Origin of the sequence: Oceanobacillus iheyensis HTE831, from assembly GCF_000011245.1 — a bacterium.
Taxonomy (GTDB): domain Bacteria; phylum Bacillota; class Bacilli; order Bacillales; family Amphibacillaceae; genus Oceanobacillus; species Oceanobacillus iheyensis.
The window spans coordinates 2544352-2562881 of sequence record NC_004193.1 but is presented as its reverse complement, the minus strand read 5'-3'; the positions used below and the strand labels follow the sequence as shown (position 1 = coordinate 2562881).

The 18530-nt window shown below is 34.4% G+C and carries 18 protein-coding genes; all 18 read left to right on the top strand.

All coding sequences use genetic code 11. From position 1 onward, the window contains the following. The first annotated feature begins 82 nt into the window (after positions 1 to 82). The 18 genes from OB_RS12855 (at position 83) to uvrB (ending at position 18529) form a co-directional block, all read left to right on the top strand. Positions 83 to 637 (top strand): DUF6470 family protein, encoded by a 555-nt coding sequence (locus tag OB_RS12855; protein WP_011066898.1) that lies wholly within the window; start codon positions 83 to 85, stop codon positions 635 to 637. Positions 638 to 653: 16 nt separating this feature from the next. Then, complete coding sequence (gene fliW, locus OB_RS12850) at positions 654 to 1097, top strand: flagellar assembly protein FliW (protein WP_011066897.1); 444 nt, start codon at positions 654 to 656, stop codon at positions 1095 to 1097. Continuing rightward, positions 1097 to 1321 carry a carbon storage regulator CsrA gene (gene csrA, locus OB_RS12845; RefSeq protein WP_011066896.1) on the top strand — a complete coding sequence of 75 codons (225 nt, stop codon included), beginning with the start codon at positions 1097 to 1099 and terminating at the stop codon, positions 1319 to 1321. Before fliW ends, csrA begins: the two co-directional genes overlap by 1 nt. Positions 1322 to 1386: 65 nt before the next feature. Then, the gene (flaG, locus tag OB_RS12840; protein ID WP_011066895.1) at positions 1387 to 1749 is read left to right on the top strand and encodes a flagellar protein FlaG; all 363 of its coding nucleotides are present in this window, start codon (positions 1387 to 1389) and stop codon (positions 1747 to 1749) included. A 12-nt stretch (positions 1750 to 1761) separates the two neighbouring features. Further along, positions 1762 to 3243: a flagellar hook-associated protein 2 gene (locus tag OB_RS12835; RefSeq protein WP_011066894.1), complete on the top strand. Its 1482-nt coding sequence runs from the start codon at positions 1762 to 1764 to the stop codon at positions 3241 to 3243. 17 nt (positions 3244 to 3260) lie between these two features. After that, positions 3261 to 3662 (top strand): flagellar export chaperone FliS, encoded by a 402-nt coding sequence (gene fliS / locus OB_RS12830; RefSeq protein WP_011066893.1) that lies wholly within the window; start codon positions 3261 to 3263, stop codon positions 3660 to 3662. After that, positions 3662 to 4015 (top strand): flagellar protein FliT, encoded by a 354-nt coding sequence (locus OB_RS12825; protein ID WP_011066892.1) that lies wholly within the window; start codon positions 3662 to 3664, stop codon positions 4013 to 4015. The genes fliS and OB_RS12825 overlap by 1 nt, the downstream gene beginning before the upstream one ends. 328 nt (positions 4016 to 4343) lie before the next feature. Then, positions 4344 to 4901, top strand: a complete 558-nt coding sequence (gene hpf, locus OB_RS12820) for a ribosome hibernation-promoting factor, HPF/YfiA family (RefSeq protein ID WP_011066891.1) — start codon at positions 4344 to 4346, stop codon at positions 4899 to 4901. Positions 4902 to 5185: 284 nt separating this feature from the next. Then, positions 5186 to 5338 (top strand): hypothetical protein, encoded by a 153-nt coding sequence (locus OB_RS18505; protein ID WP_011066890.1) that lies wholly within the window; start codon positions 5186 to 5188, stop codon positions 5336 to 5338. A gap of 205 nt (positions 5339 to 5543) precedes the next feature. Beyond that, a complete protein-coding gene (secA, locus tag OB_RS12815) occupies positions 5544 to 8060 on the top strand; it encodes a preprotein translocase subunit SecA (protein ID WP_011066889.1) in 2517 nt (838 codons plus the stop codon). 90 nt (positions 8061 to 8150) lie between these two features. Beyond that, positions 8151 to 9252, top strand: a protein-coding gene (gene prfB, locus OB_RS12810; protein ID WP_152023711.1) for a peptide chain release factor 2 whose coding sequence is annotated in 2 segments (ribosomal slippage) — positions 8151 to 8222 and positions 8224 to 9252 — 1101 coding nt in all. Because the reading frame shifts where the segments join, the coding sequence is not laid out codon by codon here. Positions 9253 to 9456: 204 nt separating this feature from the next. Beyond that, positions 9457 to 9762, top strand: a complete 306-nt coding sequence (locus OB_RS12805) for a c-type cytochrome (protein WP_011066887.1) — start codon at positions 9457 to 9459, stop codon at positions 9760 to 9762. Between the two features lie 223 nt (positions 9763 to 9985). Beyond that, a complete protein-coding gene (gene ftsE, locus OB_RS12800; RefSeq protein ID WP_011066886.1) occupies positions 9986 to 10672 on the top strand; it encodes a cell division ATP-binding protein FtsE in 687 nt (228 codons plus the stop codon). Then, positions 10662 to 11555 (top strand): permease-like cell division protein FtsX, encoded by an 894-nt coding sequence (gene ftsX, locus OB_RS12795; protein ID WP_011066885.1) that lies wholly within the window; start codon positions 10662 to 10664, stop codon positions 11553 to 11555. Before ftsE ends, ftsX begins: the two co-directional genes overlap by 11 nt. Before the next feature lie 38 nt (positions 11556 to 11593). After that, on the top strand, positions 11594 to 12976 hold the full coding sequence (locus tag OB_RS12790) for a murein hydrolase activator EnvC family protein (RefSeq protein ID WP_011066884.1): 1383 nt from the start codon (positions 11594 to 11596) through the stop codon (positions 12974 to 12976). A 294-nt stretch (positions 12977 to 13270) separates the two neighbouring features. Then, positions 13271 to 14737, top strand: coding sequence for a S41 family peptidase (locus OB_RS12785; RefSeq protein ID WP_011066883.1), 1467 nt, complete (start codon positions 13271 to 13273; stop codon positions 14735 to 14737). 210 nt (positions 14738 to 14947) lie between these two features. Beyond that, positions 14948 to 16138: a PDZ domain-containing protein gene (locus tag OB_RS12780; protein WP_011066882.1), complete on the top strand. Its 1191-nt coding sequence runs from the start codon at positions 14948 to 14950 to the stop codon at positions 16136 to 16138. 408 nt (positions 16139 to 16546) lie between these two features. Next, positions 16547 to 18529 (top strand): excinuclease ABC subunit UvrB, encoded by a 1983-nt coding sequence (gene uvrB, locus OB_RS12775; RefSeq protein ID WP_011066881.1) that lies wholly within the window; start codon positions 16547 to 16549, stop codon positions 18527 to 18529. Position 18530: the final 1 nt, after the last annotated feature.

Below are 18530 nucleotides of genomic sequence, written 5' to 3'. Positions count from 1 at the left end.
CCTGGCCAAAAGGTACAGGGCCTTTTATCGAAAATTTTAGGTAATATGAATGAAAAAATGATAGTTTGAAAGGGTGAACTACATGCAAATTCCGCAATTACAAATGCGTTCCCAGTTAGGACAAATTGCAATAAAGACAAATAATGCCAAGCAACTTATTTCACAACCCCAAGCAGAACTAACGATTAAACAACCTAAAGCAGAATTAAAAATTCAAACAACCCCAAGTAAAATGACGATTGATCAATCAAAGGCTTGGGAAGATATGAATTTAATGGGGATATTGCGCCGTACAGAAAAAATTGCTGCAGAAGGTAAACAAGAAGTAATGAATGGAATTGCTAGAAGAGCCCGTCAAGGAAATCAATTAATGAAGATTGAGCAACAATCCAATCCAATTCAACAGCAAAGTATAATAAACGCTTACGAGCCATACAAGTCATTAGGAATTAAGTTTATTCCTTCTGCATTTTCTGTGAAGACAGATTATCAGCCTGCAGAAGTAAATATAACCGTACGAAGAAATGAACCAATTATACAAGCGAAGGTGAACCAACCACAAATTTCCTATCAATCAGGAGATGTGGAGATTTCTTTAAAACAACAACCAGAATTAGATATTTGGCTAGAAGCCTAGAATGAGGTGTTTTTTGATGCAAATTGAGTCTAGTTATTTAGGAAGCATTGATATTGATGTAAAAAAGATCCTTCAATTCCCAGCAGGATTACCAGGATTTGCGGAGGAAAAAGAGTTTGTCATCTTAGAAATTCCAGAGAATCCTATGTTTCATGTATTACAGTCCGTACATAATCCGAATCTTGCTTTCGTAATTACCGATCCATATCAAATCTATACTTCATATACGTTTGAACTAGATGATTATACGATCGAATCCTTACAAATAACATCCCAAGAAGATGTTGCTGTCTTCGCGATTATGACATTAAAAGAACCATTCCATAAAAGTACGATTAATTTAAAAGCACCGATTGTCATTAATATGAAAAAGCAACTAGCGAAGCAATATGTACTGAATCTAGATGAATACTCTTCTCAAGCTTCTATACAATCGCCTCCACTAAAGGAGGGAGAATAATGCTTGTACTAACACGAAAACAAAGTGAAGCTATTCAAATTGGGGAAGATATAGAGATTGAAGTAATTGCAATTGAAGGAGAGCAAGTTAAATTAGGAATTCGTGCTCCAAAATCAGTTGATATTTATCGAAAAGAAATATATGTAGATATTACGAATCAAAACAACGAAGCTGCCATCATAGATAAAAATTTACTTCAATTTTTAAAAAATAATAATTCATAAATACATCTTAAAACAAAACTTGATTTGACCGATATATAAATAAATCAATGAGGAGTGTAACTACAATGACAGTGAATAATATTGGAGCTAGTAAACCAGCTGTTGTTGATATACCAACAAATAAAGTTGCATTATCCCAAACAAAAAGTATAACAAATGAAAACAGTCATCAAACACAGGGTGGATATGCTGAAAAAATCGTAAACAAAGTAGATCTAGAAGACGCAGTAGATCACATGAATGAACTGTTAAAACCAATTAGAAGAAATCTCAAATTTGAAATGCATGAAAAATTAGAACGATATTATGTAACAGTAGTAGATTCAGAGACCAGCGAGGTTATTAAAGAAATACCTCCAAAGAAAATGCTAGATATGTACGCTGAGCTAGCAGAATTTATGGGATTTTTAATTGATGAGAAAATTTAAGGGTGTGAGGATATGCGAATAGGCGGATTGGCCAGTGGAATAGACACAGAATCAATTATTAAAGATTTGATGCAGGCGGAAAGAATACCTTTAAACAAATTAGAACAGGATAAAACAAAACTTGAATGGCAACGTGATGCATTTCGGGATGTAAATAAATTGTTATCTGAATTAGACAATATGATGTTAGATATGAAACTTAGCTCCACGTATAACTCGAAATTAATTTCATCTACTCAAAGTGATGCGGTAAAAGCTACAGCAAATGCCGGAGCATCCAATGGGACTTACTCGATAAATGTGAGCCAGTTAGCTACATCTGCGATAAATGTAAGTGAAGGTGAAGTTGAGTTTGACCCAAATAAAACTTTGCATGAACAAGGAATTACCGAAGATGTAGAATTTACTACTTTTGATAAAGACGGAAATGAGCAGACTCATACTTATAAAATTGAAGAAGGCGATACATTAAAAGATTTAATGAAAAAAGTAAATGATGATAAAGAAAGCCCTATTCGAATGTCATATGATGAAAATGCGAATAAACTCATTATGGAGACTACACGAACCGGTCAGTACAATGAATCAGGTAGTGAGATTGAATTTAATGAGAGTAGTCAATTCGCAAGTAAATTTAATTTATTAATGGAAAACGAAACTGGCGGAGATAACGCAAAATTCACCTACAATAATGCGTACGAAACTGAATCCCGTGATAATCAATATTCTTTAAATGGAGTAACATTTCAGTTTTATGATACAACTGACGGAAATGCAACCTTAACTGTCAATAATGATGTAGATGGATCTGTTGAGAATATCATGAAATTCGTTGATAAATACAATGAAATTGTTGAAACGATAAATGGTTCTCAACAAGAAGAAAAATACCGTGATTTCCCTCCATTAACGGAAGAGCAAAAAAAAGAAATGACGGAAAGAGAAATTGAACTTTGGGAAGAAAAAGCTAAAAGTGGACTTCTTAAAGGAGAATCTTCATTGTCTAACGGACTATTTAATATGCGTGAGAGTTGGTATAGCACTGTAAATGGGGATGGAGCATTTAAAAGTTTAACAGAAATCGGTATTACTACTTCTACTAATTATATGGACGGTGGTAAGTTAGTTGTTGATGAATCCGCTCTAAGAGAAGCAATTACGGATGATCCTGAAAGTGTGCAAAAATTATTTTCAAATAGTAGCGAAGGCGATGACAGAGGCTTAATCAATCGCTTAGAAAATGCCGTGGAATCAACAATGGGACAAATTAGTCAGCGTGCTGGGAACGTCACAGATACTTCACTGGATAGCTATACTTTAGGCAAACGTATGAAAGATATTGATAGTAGAATTACAAATTTTGAACGTCGTTTAGAGCAAACAGAGGCAAGATATTGGAGACAATTCTCCGAAATGGAGAGAGCAATTTCTATGATGAATCAGCAATCGTCCATGTTAATGTCTAACTTTGGTTCTGGAATGGCACAAGGATAGTTAAGGAGGAAAGACGAATGGTAGCTAACAATGCATATCAAGTCTATCAAAATAATTCAGTGAACACAGCATCAAACGGAGAATTAACCTTAATGCTTTATAATGGCTGTATGAAATTTATTAAGCAAGCGAAAAAGGACATGGAAGCAGATAACTTTGCAGAAAAAAATAAAAACATTCAAAAAGCACAAAACATAATTCAAGAGCTGATGATTACGTTAGATGCGAAAATGGATATATCGAAACAAATTTTACCATTGTATGAATATATGCAGTACCAGTTAAAAGAAGCTAATATTCATAATGATACTTCTAAATTAGACGAAGTATTAGGATTTGTCACCGAGTTTCGTGATACCTGGAAGCAAGTTATTATTAAAAACCGCCAACAGCAATATAATGAAGGTGCTTCTGTATAATGAATCGGGTGGAACCTATTTTTAAAATAACCAAAAGTATGCAACACCTGTTGAATGTAGAAATTACTAATAAAAATCGTGAACAAGTAATAGGTATGTTACAACAGAAAATAGAAGAACGAGAGCAAATATTACAAGATTTAACACAACCATACAGTATTGAAGAAGAAGCTTTAGGAATAGAGGTTGTGAAACTTAATCAACAGATTGAAATGAAAATGAATGTAATATTTGATCAAATCAAAGTAGAGTTAAAACTAATGAAGAAGAAAAAGAAATTCAATAATTCATATACTAATCCTTATCAACATGTACAATCCAGCGACGGATATTTTATGGATAATAAAAAATAATCTTATAGGATAATAGCTAACCATACTTTTAATCTGTGAGAAGAAGGCCTAGGTGAGCCCCGATGCATAAAATCCAGGGTTCATCTAGGCCTTTGCTAAAGCAGTTATTTATATTCCTTCGCTATTATTTTACTATCATAATTCGTTTTCGTCTCGAATAAAATTAGAGTTAATTGACATTCCTTTCTCTTGTATGTTGTATTGGCATTATTATCATCAAACAGTTATCAAAAATTTGTAACGGTGTAATAAAAAACAAGTTTAGAGAAGAGATGTTTGTGATATAGTGATATAATAAATATATAAAGTATAAGAGGAGGACACTTGTATGAAGTTTAATATTCGAGGCGAAAATATTGAAGTTACTGGAGCAATCAAAGAATATGTTGAGAAAAAAATTAGTAAACTAGAAAGATATTTTGATTCAGCTCCAAATACGGATGTACATGTCAATTTAAGTGTCTACAATGATGAACAACGAATCGAAGTTACGATTCCTATGACCAATTTGCTTCTCCGAGGAGAGGTACAGCATATTGATCTCTATGCCGCAGTGGATTTAGTCGTTGATAAGTTAGAAAGACAAATTCGTAAGCATAAAACAAAAATAAATCGTAAGTTCAGACAAAATGGTTCTCCTAAACATGCTTTTGCAGAAATGGAAAAAGAAGCTAGACTAGCTGAAGATGAAGAAGATGAAAATCAATTAGAAATTGTTCGTACAAAAAGATTTAATTTAAAACCGATGGACTCCGAAGAAGCGATCTTACAAATGGACATGTTAGGACATGAGTTCTTCGTATTTACCAATGACGATTCTGGTGAAACGAATGTTGTTTATAGACGTAGAGATGGGAAATACGGTTTGATAGAACCACATGTTTAAAAAAACGTAATTATATAGAGATATTAGCTTGGGACATAAATTTTGTCCCAAGCTTTTTTAAATATTTACGAATGCATTGTCAAAATATGTCGAACAAAAAATGAAAATGTTGTTTTAAAGGGAGTTTTTTATAGGAAACTATGATTTGAAGTTTTTCAAGTGATGGTTTTACATACTTATAATCAGTTCGTTCCATTTCTACTCGATCAAATAGAAAAATCACTGTTTTGAAATAAATGATATACGTGATATAAATGAATAAACGTTGAAAAGGGGGTGAGAAGTTGAGTGAAAGTGAACGCCAATTACTTCATGAATTAGCTCAACGACTAGATAAACAAGAGGAAGCGGTAATTCAATTACTTCGAATCATTGCCACTACAAACAAAAAAGTTTCCGAAATCTCCCCTCATAATAAAGAGAAACTTCCTATTTAAAAATCGGTTCCCCTTGTCAACTACCTCGCAATACTTCCCACTTCTATAGAGGTGATAGAATCCTATCTCTCTATTTTTTTGTGCATAATAACATTCAAGTACTATTCACCTACTGCTTAGTTGTCACATCAGTTTATAAAGTGTTATGATAAGAATGGTATCATATAGAAAATTCAATGATTGAAATTATTGAGGAGCGTTAGATATGGCAGGCATTTTGACCAAAATATTTGGTGATGGTAACCAAAAACAATTAAAACGATTAGAAAAACAAGTAGATTTAATTGAACAGTTAGAACCTGAAATGGAGAAGCTAGAGGATATAGATTTTAAAAATAAAACGGAAGAGTTTAAGACACGTTATAAAAATGGAGAATCTTTGAATGACCTATTAATAGAAGTTTATGCACTAGTTCGAGAAGCTTCTAAACGTGTACTTGGCATGCGTCCTTTCCGTACACAGTTATTGGGTGCGATTGCCTTGCATGAAGGTAATATTTCTGAAATGAAAACAGGGGAAGGTAAAACACTTGCTTCCACGATGCCCGCATACTTGAATGCATTAACAGATGAAGGTGTACACATTATCACTGTTAATGATTACTTAGCAGAACGTGATGCGAAAGATAATGGGTTATTATTTGATTTTCTTGGTATAACAGTAGGTTTTAATCATAATGGCCTTTCAAAAGATGAAAAACGTGAAGCTTATCTAGCAGACATTACCTACGGAACAAATAACGAATTTGGCTTTGATTATTTGCGTGATAATATGGTCTTATACAAAGAGCAAATGGTACAGCGACCTTTAAATTTTGCAATTATTGATGAGGTAGACTCTATTCTCATAGACGAAGCTCGTACACCATTAATTATTTCTGGTTCTGCGAAGAAATCTGCAGCGTTATATCAGCAGGCAGATGGATTTGTAAGAACGTTAAATAAAGAGAATGATTATACCTATGACGAGAAAACAAAAGGAGTTCAGCTAACAGAAGAAGGAATAAATAAGGCTGAAAACTACTTTTCGATTGAAAATCTATTTGATTTAGATCATGTTTCGTTGACGCACCATATAAATCAAGCATTGAAAGCACATGTATCGATGCATCGTGATACGGATTATATGGTTGAAGAAGATGAAGTGGTTATTATTGATCAGTTCACAGGAAGAAAGATGAAAGGACGTCGTTATAGTGACGGACTTCATCAAGCCATAGAGGCAAAAGAAGGATTGCAAATTCAAAATGAAAGTATGACGTTAGCATCTATTACTTTCCAGAACTATTTCCGAATGTATAATAAATTATCAGGAATGACTGGTACTGCCAAAACAGAAGAAGAAGAGTTTAGGAATATATATAATATGGATGTTATCGCAATTCCTACCAACTTACCTATTGCTCGTGAGGATAGAGCAGATTTAATTTATAAGTCCATGGAAGGCAAGTTCCGTGCTGTTGTGGAAAATATTAAAGAACGGTATGAAAATGGACAACCAGTATTAGTAGGTACTGTTGCAGTAGAAACCTCTGAGTTAATCTCTAAATTGTTAAAACGTGCAGGAGTTAAACATGAGGTTTTAAATGCGAAAAATCACTTTAGAGAAGCAGATATTATTGAACATGCCGGGCAAAGAGGATCAGTGACAATTGCTACCAATATGGCTGGACGTGGGACAGATATTAAACTTGGTGATGGTGTTAAAGAACTTGGTGGTTTGGCCGTCATCGGGACAGAACGTCATGAATCCCGAAGGATCGATAATCAGCTTCGAGGACGTTCTGGACGACAAGGAGATCCTGGTATATCTCAATTTTTCCTTTCTATGGAAGATGAATTAATGCGTAGATTTGGCTCAGATAATTTAAAATCAATGATGGAGCGTCTTGGAATGGACGATTCACAACCTATCGAGAGTAAAATGGTGTCAAGAGCAGTGGAATCAGCACAAAAACGCGTAGAAGGAAATAACTTTGATGCTCGTAAAACAATTCTATCTTATGATGATGTATTGCGTGAACAGCGTGAGATTATTTATAAACAGCGATTTGAAGTTATTGACGATAATAGTGATCTAAGAGAGATCATTGAAAACATGATTCAATCGTCGATAGAGCGTGTAGTTGCTACACATACACAAGACAGTGATGAAGAAAATTGGAACCTGGAAGCGATTATAGAATATTCCAATGGCAATTTATTTGATCCAGATACTATTCATACAGATGATTTAAAAGATAAAGAAGCAAATGAAATTACAGAACTTCTTATGAAAAAAGTAAAAGAGAAATATGATGCAAAAGAGCAGGAGCTAACACCAGAACAGTTCCGTGAATTTGAAAAAGTTATTCTGCTACGTACTGTTGATTCAAAATGGATGGATCATATTGATCAGATGGATCAACTAAGACAGGGTATTCATTTAAGAGCTTATGGGCAAAATGATCCTTTACGTGAATATCAGATGGAAGGCTTCTCGATGTTTGAAGAAATGGTAGCAAACATTGAAGATGAAGTTGCTAAGTACATCATGAAGGCACAAATCCGTGAAAACCTGCAACGACAAGAAGTGGTGAAAAATACACAAGCAGTTTCTGGCGGAGAAGATAGCGGTAAGAAGAAAACAAAGAAACCGGTAGTGAAATCCAATACGGTAAAAAGGAATGATCCTTGTCCGTGCGGAAGTGGTAAAAAGTATAAAAACTGCCACGGTCAATAATAGTGAGTAACCAAAATGTAATTGTAAAGCCTCCGGTGTAATTGAATACATTAGGAGGCTATTCTGTGATTATTTTAAGGAGAGATATAAGTGGAATTAACGGAGATTAGACAAGAATTGAATAAAATAGCTTCACGAGTTGAAGATTTTAGGGGGTCTCTTTGACTTAGATGTCAAAAAGGCTAGAATTGCTGAGTTAGAAGCAGAAATGGCAGATCCTTCTTTTTGGGATGACCAAAATAAGGCTCAAAGTGTAATACAAGAGACAAATGGTATCAAAGAATATGTTAATGGATTTGAAACAATAGAAGAGAATCTAGAAAACCTAGAAGTTTCTTATGAGTTAGTTAAAGAAGAAAATGACCAAGAACTATTTGCTGATTTAGATGCTGAGCTTCAACAGTTTATAACAGATGTAAACCAATTTGAGTTACAGTTATTACTAAGTGAACCGTATGATGCAAACAATGCTATTCTAGAACTGCACCCAGGCGCCGGAGGTACAGAATCTCAGGATTGGGCTAGCATGTTACTTAGAATGTATCAGCGCTGGGCAGAAGAACGTAATTTTAAAGTGGAAACGTTGGATTATTTGCCAGGTGATGAAGCTGGTCTGAAAAGCGTCACGTTGATCATTAAAGGCCATAATGCCTATGGATATTTAAAAGCAGAAAAAGGAGTACATCGTCTAGTACGAATCTCCCCATTTGATTCTTCTGGTAGAAGACACACTTCATTTGTTTCATGTGATGTTACACCGGAAATGTCAGATGATGTCGATATTGATATTAGAACAGAGGATATTAAAGTAGATACGTATCGTGCAAGTGGTGCGGGTGGACAGCATGTAAATACAACTGATTCTGCTGTTCGAATTACTCACCTACCTACAAACATCATTGTTACTTGTCAAAATGAACGTTCTCAAATAAAAAATAGAGAAGCGGCAATGAAGATGTTGAAATCCAAACTATATCAATTAGAAGTTGAAAAGCAAAGGCAAGAATTAGATGATATACGCGGAGAACAAAAGGAAATTGGCTGGGGAAGTCAAATTAGATCGTATGTATTCCACCCATATTCTATGGTGAAAGACCATCGAACAGACAAAGAGACTGGTAATACACAGGCGGTTATGGATGGAGATATAAATCCTTTCATTGATGCTTATCTTCGTTCACAAATGGATTAAGAATTTTTAAGTAAAAAACTGACGAAAAAATGGATATAACAAGTTCTTCCTAAGTTATCCCATCTTTTCATAAATTTGCCATAAACTTCTTCAATCCTATACACAACAATAAGTATAGATGTTTCATTATTAATTTACTTGTTTTTTTATATAACAAAAAGGCTATAATGATACTATACATATTTGTTGAAAAGAGGGAGTTATATGAAAAAGTGGCTTGTTGCAATGTTGTTAGGAGTTATATTGACATTGGGGGCATGTGGTAATGCTGATAATGATACTGCTACTGAGAATCTTGAACCAGGTGAAGAAGTCTTCCGCAATAATTGTGCATCCTGTCATGCAAATGATTTATCAGGTAGAGGAGGTCCATCATTAGTTGATGTTGGTTCTAAATACTCTCAAGATGAAATAGCAGAAATTGTTACAGAAGGTAAAGGAAGTATGCCGCCAATGAATGTTGAAGGACAGAACCTAGAAGAATTAACAAATTGGCTTTCAGAGCAATAAAATCAATAATAGGTATTATAGATCATCCAACCGATTATTATCGGGAGGCTGGTCTATTTTTTTGTATAAATGTTACATAATATGTCGAATTGAAATGAAAATGTAATATGATTGTCCTAAAAATTTTGTAGATAAATGTTATAATTAATTAGTGTTCGGCTAGTTTTTAGTTACAAATGGACTAGCTTTTGTTTTAACAAAAATGATAAAGGTGAGTATTCCAATGATACTAATGCAAGATATATATAAAACATATAAAAATGGTGTAACTGCATTGAATGGTATTAATATTAATATCGATCAAGGCGAATTTGTATACATAGTTGGCCCAAGTGGGGCAGGTAAATCAACCTTCATTAAATTAATGTATCGAGAAGAAAAGCCCTCTAAAGGGAAAATAATTATAGGTGAAAAAGATTTAAGCGATCTGAAAGAAAAGCATGTTCCTTTTTTACGCAGAGATATTGGAGTAATTTTCCAGGATTTTAAATTACTACCCAAATTGACAGCATATGAAAATGTTGCATTTGCATTGGAGGTAATTGAAGAATCTCCTAAAGTTATACGTAAACAGGTTATGGAAGTTTTAGAAATGGTAGGTTTAAAGAATAAAGCTAGAATGATCCCAACTGAATTATCTGGCGGGGAACAACAACGAGTGTCTATTGCTAGAGCTATTGTGAACAAACCTAGAATTGTAATTGCCGATGAGCCAACTGGTAACCTAGACCCAGAAACGTCATGGGAAATTATGGAATTGTTTGAAGAAATAAATGCAAGAGGTACTACAATAATCATGGCCACACATAGTAAAGAAATCGTAGACAGGAAGAAGAAACGTGTAATTGCGTTTGAAGATGGAGTCATCGCGAGAGACGAACAACGAGGTGAATACGGCTATGAAGTTTAGAACGTTAATGAGACATATCCGTGAAGGAATAAAAAATATATTTAGAAATGGTTGGATGACGTTTGCGTCAGTAGCTGCTGTTACAACAACTTTGATACTTGTAGCTGTATTTTTAGCACTAGTGTTAAATTTAGATCAAATGGCAACTAATATCGAAGAAGACGTTCAAATCAGTACGATAATAGACCGTACTGCAGATGAACAGCAGATTGTTGAGTTAGGGGAAGAATTAAAACAAATAGATGGTGTTGAAAAAGTACAATTTTCATCAAGAGATGATGAATTATCGAAGTTGATGGATAGTATGGGAGAAGAAGGAGAAGCTTGGGGAATGTTCGAACAAGATAATCCATTACACCATACATATTATGTTGATCCAATGACACCTGAACAAACGGAGCAAATTGCTTCACAAATTGAATCTTTAAATTATGTAGATGAGGTTCTATATGGACAAGATGTAGTACAAAAATTGTTCGAGTTTAATAGTTATGCAAGGACAATTGGATTAGGTTTGATTGTAGCTCTTGTATTTACTGCTATATTCCTAATCTCAAATACTATCAAAATCACAATTATTGCACGTAGTACAGAAATAGGCATTCAAAAACTAGTGGGCGCTAAAAATAGTTTTATTCGTTGGCCATTTTTTATTGAAGGAGCTTTGCTCGGTATTCTCGGATCAATCATACCGATTACTGTAATATTGAGTGGTTATTACTATATATACACTAATTTTAATGACTCTATAACAATTCCATTTGTGGAATTATTACCATTTAATCCATTTGCTTGGCAATTAGCTGGAATGGTACTTCTAATTGGTGCTGTAATTGGTGTATGGGGAAGCGTAATGAGTGTACGTAAGTTCTTAAAAGTCTGATAGATGATGACGAATTCCAAGCAGAGGGGGAAATACGATTGAAAAAGATAACTTCCATTCTAGTTATTACTTTATTAACATTCACTGTATTTGGACAAAATTTATTCGTTTCTGCTGAATCTGCAGGTGATGTTCAAAAACAAATTGAAGATCTTGAAAAAGAAAAATCGAATTTAGAAAAAGAAAGACAAGAAATTGAGGACTCTAAGAAAGATACTGAGAGCAAAATGCAAGAAAATAAAAAAGAACAAAACTCAGTAGAGACTGAGATTAACAGTATTGATTCAGAATTAGAGGATACACAAAAGCAAATTGAAACGAAACAAACAGAAATTGATAATACAAATGATGAAATTAATAGTCTTACAGAAAAAGTTGAAGAATTAAAAGAACGGATGAAAGAACTAGAGGAAGAAATTAAACTTTTAAAAGAGCGGATTGAAAAGCGAGACGAATTATTGAAGAATCGCCTACTCTCTATTCAACAAAATGGTGGAGATATCAAATATTTAGAAGTTATTTTTGGTGCATCTAGCTTTGGAGACTTTATTTCTCGAAGTACCGCAGTAAACACCATTATGGACCAGGATAAAGAAATAATGGAAGAACAAGAAAGAGATAAACAGACTTTAGAAGAAAATAAAAAAGAAGTTGTAGCTAGTAAAGAGGAAGTTGAAGAGAAGAAGCTTACTGTTGAAGAGAAGAAGAAATCTCTAGAAGGACAGCATGATGAGCTGCTCGCATTAAAAGATAAATTAAATGATCAAGTTGCAGAAAAAGAAACACTGATGGCAGAGTTAGTGGATGAACACGAAGAGCTAGAAGAAATCAAACTTTCAGCAGAAGAGGAACAACAACTTATTTCTGATGAAGCTGCTGCTAAAGAACAAGCGATAAAATTAGCTCAAGAGAAACAAGCAAACCTTAAGAAAAAAGAGGAAGAAGAACAAAAAGCCTCTAACCAAGATAATAACTCAACAGCATCATCTGGAGGGGGTAGTTCTGTTCCTAGTGGAGACTTCATTCGACCAACTACAGGACCAGTTACATCTGGATTTAATCCAGATCGCATGCATCCTATTTTTAATGAAGTAAGACCACATACTGGTACAGATTTTGGAGCTTCTAACGCTGGAGATCGAAATATTATGGCTTCTGCTGATGGAGTTGTTTATCAAGCTGGCGTTTTAAGTGGCTATGGTAATACAGTAATGATTACACATCACGTAAACGGACAAACCTTTACTACTCTATATGCACATTTAAACAGTATGTCAGTTTCAACAGGACAAACTGTATCACAGGGTGACAAAATAGGAGTTATGGGTAATACTGGTAATTCAACAGGTGTACATCTGCATTTCGAAATTCACCCAGGTGGCTACAAGAATCCAGTAAATCCATTCAATTATATTAACTAGTATAATCAAATTTATAATTGCTATGTTTAAAAAATGAGCAAATAAGAAACCGAATTATAGATCGCAAATTACGATCTATAATTCGGTTTCTTGATTATAGAAATCATCTAGATACGTAAGTTCGGACAATATTCTACTTCTGATAATTGGAATACGTTAGAATTTTTATGAACAAATCCATAGTCATTCAATTCTTAACATGGTATCCTTTTCTTATTGAAGTATTTTCATATCTGAATAAATATTAATATAGAAACAAGCGGGTGCTTGTACTATTAACTAAGAGGTGGAGACATGAAGCTTAGTAAGAAACAAATAGTGCTTATACTTGTGGGCGCTTTGCTATTAGGTTTTGCAGGTGCATATGGAGGATTTCAACTAGCACAAGATAATAATCAACAATCATCACAATCTTCTGTTGAAAATTCTTCGACGAATGAAGATGACAGTAATGGACAGTCTGAGTTGACCGGAGATTTAAGTAAAGTCTCTCAAGCCTATGATATTATTAAAGAAAATTACTTAGAAGATGTAGAAGATAAACAATTAGTCGAAGGTGCAATCGAAGGAATGTTGGCAACTCTAGAGGACCAACATACATCTTATTTAGATGTTGAGATGATGCAACAGTTTAATGAACAAATCGAATCCTCTTTTGAAGGAATTGGAGCAGAAGTTAGTATGGTGAATGGCAATGTCACTATTGTTTCTCCAATGAAAGGATCTCCAGCAGAAGAATCGGGTTTACGACCAAATGACCAAGTGTTAAAAGTAGATGGAGAAAGTCTAGAAGGATTAAATTTAAATGAAGCTGTAGCACAAATTAGAGGTGAAAAGGGTTCAGAAGTTGTTCTAGAGATACAAAGATCAGGTGTTACTGAACCATTTGAAGTAACAATTGTACGAGATACAATACCTGTAGAAACTGTATATAGTGAAACAAAAGAAGTAGATGGTAAATTGACAGGAATTATCGAAATCACTAATTTCTCTGAAAAAACCGGAGATGAATTTGATCAACAATTAACTGAACTAGAGAATCAAGGAATAGAAGGATTAGTTATTGATGTCCGTGGTAATCCAGGTGGGCTGTTAAATGTAGCAGAAGATATTCTAAAACATTTAGTACCAAAAGATCTTCCAATCCTGCAAATTGAAGATGGAGAGGGACAAGTAGAGGAAGTATATTCAGATTTAGAAGAGAAAAAAGAGTACCCTATTAGTGTTATGATTGACGAAGGAAGTGCGTCAGCTTCTGAGATTCTTGCAGTTGCTATGAAGGATCTTGGGTATGATATAGTCGGTGAAACTAGTTACGGAAAAGGTACAGTTCAACAAGCTGTTCCAATGGGGGACGGAAGCTCTATTAAGTTAACCACATTAAAATGGCTTTCCCCTAAAGGTGAATGGATAAATGAAGAAGGTGTTGAGCCTACTATCGAGGAGAAACAACCAGAATATTATTATTCTATACCGATCCAAGTAGAAGAACCGTTCTCTTTAGATGAGACTAGTGAGGAAATTGCTAATATGCAAGTAATGTTAACTGGATTAGGCTATGATACTGGCCGTACAGATGGATATTTTGATGAACAGACCGCAGAAGCAGTAAAAGATTTTCAAGCAGATAATGATTTAGAAGCTACTGGGGAAGTAGATTCAGAAACTGGTGGATTAATTGAAACACAACTCGTTGAAAAGATTAGAAACGGTGAAGATGATCAACAACTGGATACTTCATTAGAAGAATTGTATCAATAAATTAAGACGCCATTTGTAAGGGTCTAGTCTTAAAGTGAGGACTTTTACCGTAAGATTGCTCACTTGGATAAATTCTGTTCTTAAGATAAATCCACGAGTGATTACTCGTGGATTTACTTATTTCTTTTACAAAAAAGCAGGAAAAACGATAGAAGGATCGAATATTTTTATATAGACAATTTGATTAGGCATAGTAAAGTAGGTGACGATATGGTAGAGACTTGGTTATTAGAAGGAGCAAAATCAGTCGGCAGGTTTTTTGTGAACCCGACTTTATATTGGTTTATTTTTATTTTGACAGTAGCTAGCTATTTTCGTATAAAAAGAGAGAGACAAGACTTTGGAATAAAAGTTTACCAGAAATTTATCGAGTGGAAAGGAACGTCAGCTGTTTCTTTAATCACAGGGTTGGTCTTATCAGTTATTATAGTTGGTACTGGCATGGTATTTTCTTATGAAGTATTAATTTTATTAGCAATAGTAACAATTATACTTAGTATTAGCACAAAATTTTCACTGTTGTCACCGAGTTATATTATTGGAATGACTTTTTTGCTGTTATTAGTTATACCTCCTTTGTTAGAAATGCAAACTCAGCTAAATTATAGTTTTGACTATGGTCTAAGCTTTAAATCATTAGCAATAATAGGTGCTTTGTTACTTTTTAGTGAATCCATTTTAATTCAACGAATTCAAAAACAATCAACATTCCCGCGAATATCACTTAGTGACAGAGGTATATGGGTAGGTCAACACCAAGTGAAAAGATTAGCTTTAATTCCGTTACTTGTATTAGTTCCAGAAGGGCTTATTACTTCTTTTGCCCCTTGGTGGCCTTATTTATCTGTTGGTGAAACATCGCTCGGCTTAGCTCTTGTTCCTTTTATAATCGGATTTGATTATACCGCAAAAGGGCATTATCATTTGGATGCTATAAAAAAAGTCTCAAAAGCGAATTATATGTTAGCGAGTGTAATTTTAATGATCGCTGTAGCAGGCGTATTTGTTCCTTATTTATCACTGACTTCAATAATTTTAGCTATTATTGGTAAAGAATATTTAAATTATCGTTATAGAGAGGGAGATAGACTTCGTCGTCCTTATTATCAGCCACATGATCAAGGACTACGAGTAGTCGGCGTGTTACCTAATAGTCCAGCTCATAGACTTGAAATTTCTCCTGGTGAATCTATCTATCGAGTCAACGGTCGAAAAGTAACAAATAGTCAAAGCTTTTATGAGGCACTACAAGGTAACGGTGCATTTATTAAATTAGAAATACTTGATTATCAACAGGAGATTAGGCTCGTTCAAGGATCACTATATGAAGGAGAGCACCATGCATTAGGGTTACTTTTCCCTAAGGAACCGTTTAAACAGAAACAAAAGCAAACAGGCTAATGAAGAAGAAAGAGAATAGGATTAGTATGAACGAACAATAATGGAGGGTATATGTAAATATATCCAACGTATTGTTCGTTTTACCTTTTATAACAGTTAATAAGAAGTTATATATATAAGTCAATATAATAATGGTCAAATTTTGATTAAAAGACGAATGATTATTACGAATATCAATGTTTGGATTATAGGAATTCTTGGCTTTAATTGTAATGAAAGACGGTAACGACTCCTGCAGGAATTCTCCTTGAAGCGAAATAATTCATGCAATTCGATTGGTATGATATGATTTCCATTATACTTAAATGGGTAGAATATAAGATAGGATAAATCAAAAAACGAATACTTGTTCGTTTTTTTATAAAGAGATATAATAGATATTAGCTCGAAAAGAACGGAGGCATTGTTGTGAAGGAGAAATTTGAATTAGTATCTGCTTATGATCCAGCTGGTGATCAACCCAATGCAATAAATGAGATAACGAAAAAGGTATTAGCTGGTCAACGCCATCAAACATTGCTAGGTGCTACAGGTACCGGAAAGACATTTACAATGTCCAATGTTGTAAAAGAGATAAATCGTCCGACGTTAGTAATTGCGCATAATAAAACATTAGCTGGACAGCTATACAGTGAGTTTAAAGAGTTTTTTCCAAATAATGCTGTAGAATACTTTGTTAGCTATTATGATTATTATCAACCAGAGGCATATGTACCGTCTACAGATACATTTATTGAGAAAGATGCGAGTATCAATGATGAAATTGATAAATTACGACATTCCGCAACATCAGCATTGTTTGAGAGACAAGATGTATTAATTGTAGCAAGTGTGTCATGTATTTATGGTTTAGGTAATCCGGAAGAATATAAGAGTCAAGTGTTGTCGTTACGAATGGGAATGGAAAAAGATCGTGACCAATTGCTTCGTGATTTAGTAGAAGTTCAGTATGCTAGAAATGATATTAATTTCCAACGTGGTACATTTCGAGTTCGCGGTGATTCTGTAGAGATTATCCCAGCGTCCCATGAAGAATATTGTATCCGTGTAGAATTTTTTGGTGATGAAATTGACCGTATACGTGAAGTTGATGCACTAACCGGTGAAATAATCGGTGATCGAGAACATGTAGCCATTTTTCCAGCTTCTCACTTTGTTACGAGAGAAGAAAAAATGAAAATTGCTATTCAAAATATAGAAAAAGAACTTGAGGAACAACTAAAAGAAATGCGTGATAATGGGAAGTTATTAGAAGCACAACGATTAGAGCAACGCACCAATTATGATTTAGAAATGATGCGTGAAATGGGGTTTTGTTCAGGGATTGAGAATTATTCAAGACACTTGACATTACGTGGACCTGGAGCGGTACCCTATACATTATTGGATTTCTTTCCGGAGGATTTTCTAGTAATTATTGATGAATCGCACGTAACCCTCCCTCAGATTCGTGGAATGTTCAATGGGGACCAAGCCCGTAAACAAGTGCTTGTTGATCATGGTTTTCGTTTGCCGTCTGCCATGGATAATCGTCCGCTTCGCTTTCAAGAGTTTGAAGATAAAACAAAACAGTTGGTTTATGTTTCAGCGACTCCAGGCCCATATGAACTTGAACATTCGCCTGAAATGACAGAACAAATTATTCGACCTACTGGTTTATTAGATCCAAAAGTTGAGGTGCGCCCAATTGAAGGACAAATTGATAATCTAATAGAAGAAATTCGTATTCGAATGGAAAAGAATGAGCGAGTATTGATCACGACACTAACCAAAAAAATGTCGGAAGATTTAACTGATTATTTGAAAGAAATTGGTATGAAAGTGGCATATTTGCACTCCGAAATTAAAACCTTAGAACGTATAGAAGTGATTCGTGATTTACGAGTAGGAAAATTTGATGTGTTAGTAGGCATCAACTTATTAAGAGAAGGTTTAGATATACCTGAAGTATCGCTTGTTTCAATTTTAGATGCCGATAAAGAAGGATTTTTACGTTCAGAACGATCGCTTATTCAAACGATGGGGCGTGCTGCACGTAACGAAAATGGAAAAGTAATCATGTATGCAGATAAAATGACGGACTCGATGAAAAAAGCAATTGATGAGACGAATCGACGTCGAACAATACAAACAGAATATAATGAACAACATGGTATTACGCCTAAAACGATTCGGAAAGAAGTTCGAGATGTTATTAAAGCAACGACTGCTGCAGAAGAAACAGAATCATATGAACCGAAAACGAAACAGATTAACAAAATGACGAAAAAAGAGAGAGAAAAAGTAATTGAACAAATGGAAAACGAGATGAAGCAAGCAGCAAAAGATCTTGATTTTGAGAAAGCAGCAGAATTAAGAGATGTCATTTTGGAACTAAAAGCGGAAGGATGAT

Coding starts and splice junctions, on each gene's coding strand:
- OB_RS12855 (WP_011066898.1), top strand. CDS start 83: ATGCAAATTCCGCAATTACAAATGCGTTCCCAGTTAGGACAAATTGCA.
- fliW (WP_011066897.1), top strand. CDS start 654: ATGCAAATTGAGTCTAGTTATTTAGGAAGCATTGATATTGATGTAAAA.
- csrA (WP_011066896.1), top strand. CDS start 1,097: ATGCTTGTACTAACACGAAAACAAAGTGAAGCTATTCAAATTGGGGAA.
- flaG (WP_011066895.1), top strand. CDS start 1,387: ATGACAGTGAATAATATTGGAGCTAGTAAACCAGCTGTTGTTGATATA.
- OB_RS12835 (WP_011066894.1), top strand. CDS start 1,762: ATGCGAATAGGCGGATTGGCCAGTGGAATAGACACAGAATCAATTATT.
- fliS (WP_011066893.1), top strand. CDS start 3,261: ATGGTAGCTAACAATGCATATCAAGTCTATCAAAATAATTCAGTGAAC.
- OB_RS12825 (WP_011066892.1), top strand. CDS start 3,662: ATGAATCGGGTGGAACCTATTTTTAAAATAACCAAAAGTATGCAACAC.
- hpf (WP_011066891.1), top strand. CDS start 4,344: ATGAAGTTTAATATTCGAGGCGAAAATATTGAAGTTACTGGAGCAATC.
- secA (WP_011066889.1), top strand. CDS start 5,544: ATGGCAGGCATTTTGACCAAAATATTTGGTGATGGTAACCAAAAACAA.
- OB_RS12805 (WP_011066887.1), top strand. CDS start 9,457: ATGAAAAAGTGGCTTGTTGCAATGTTGTTAGGAGTTATATTGACATTG.
- ftsE (WP_011066886.1), top strand. CDS start 9,986: ATGATACTAATGCAAGATATATATAAAACATATAAAAATGGTGTAACT.
- ftsX (WP_011066885.1), top strand. CDS start 10,662: ATGAAGTTTAGAACGTTAATGAGACATATCCGTGAAGGAATAAAAAAT.
- OB_RS12785 (WP_011066883.1), top strand. CDS start 13,271: ATGAAGCTTAGTAAGAAACAAATAGTGCTTATACTTGTGGGCGCTTTG.
- OB_RS12780 (WP_011066882.1), top strand. CDS start 14,948: ATGGTAGAGACTTGGTTATTAGAAGGAGCAAAATCAGTCGGCAGGTTT.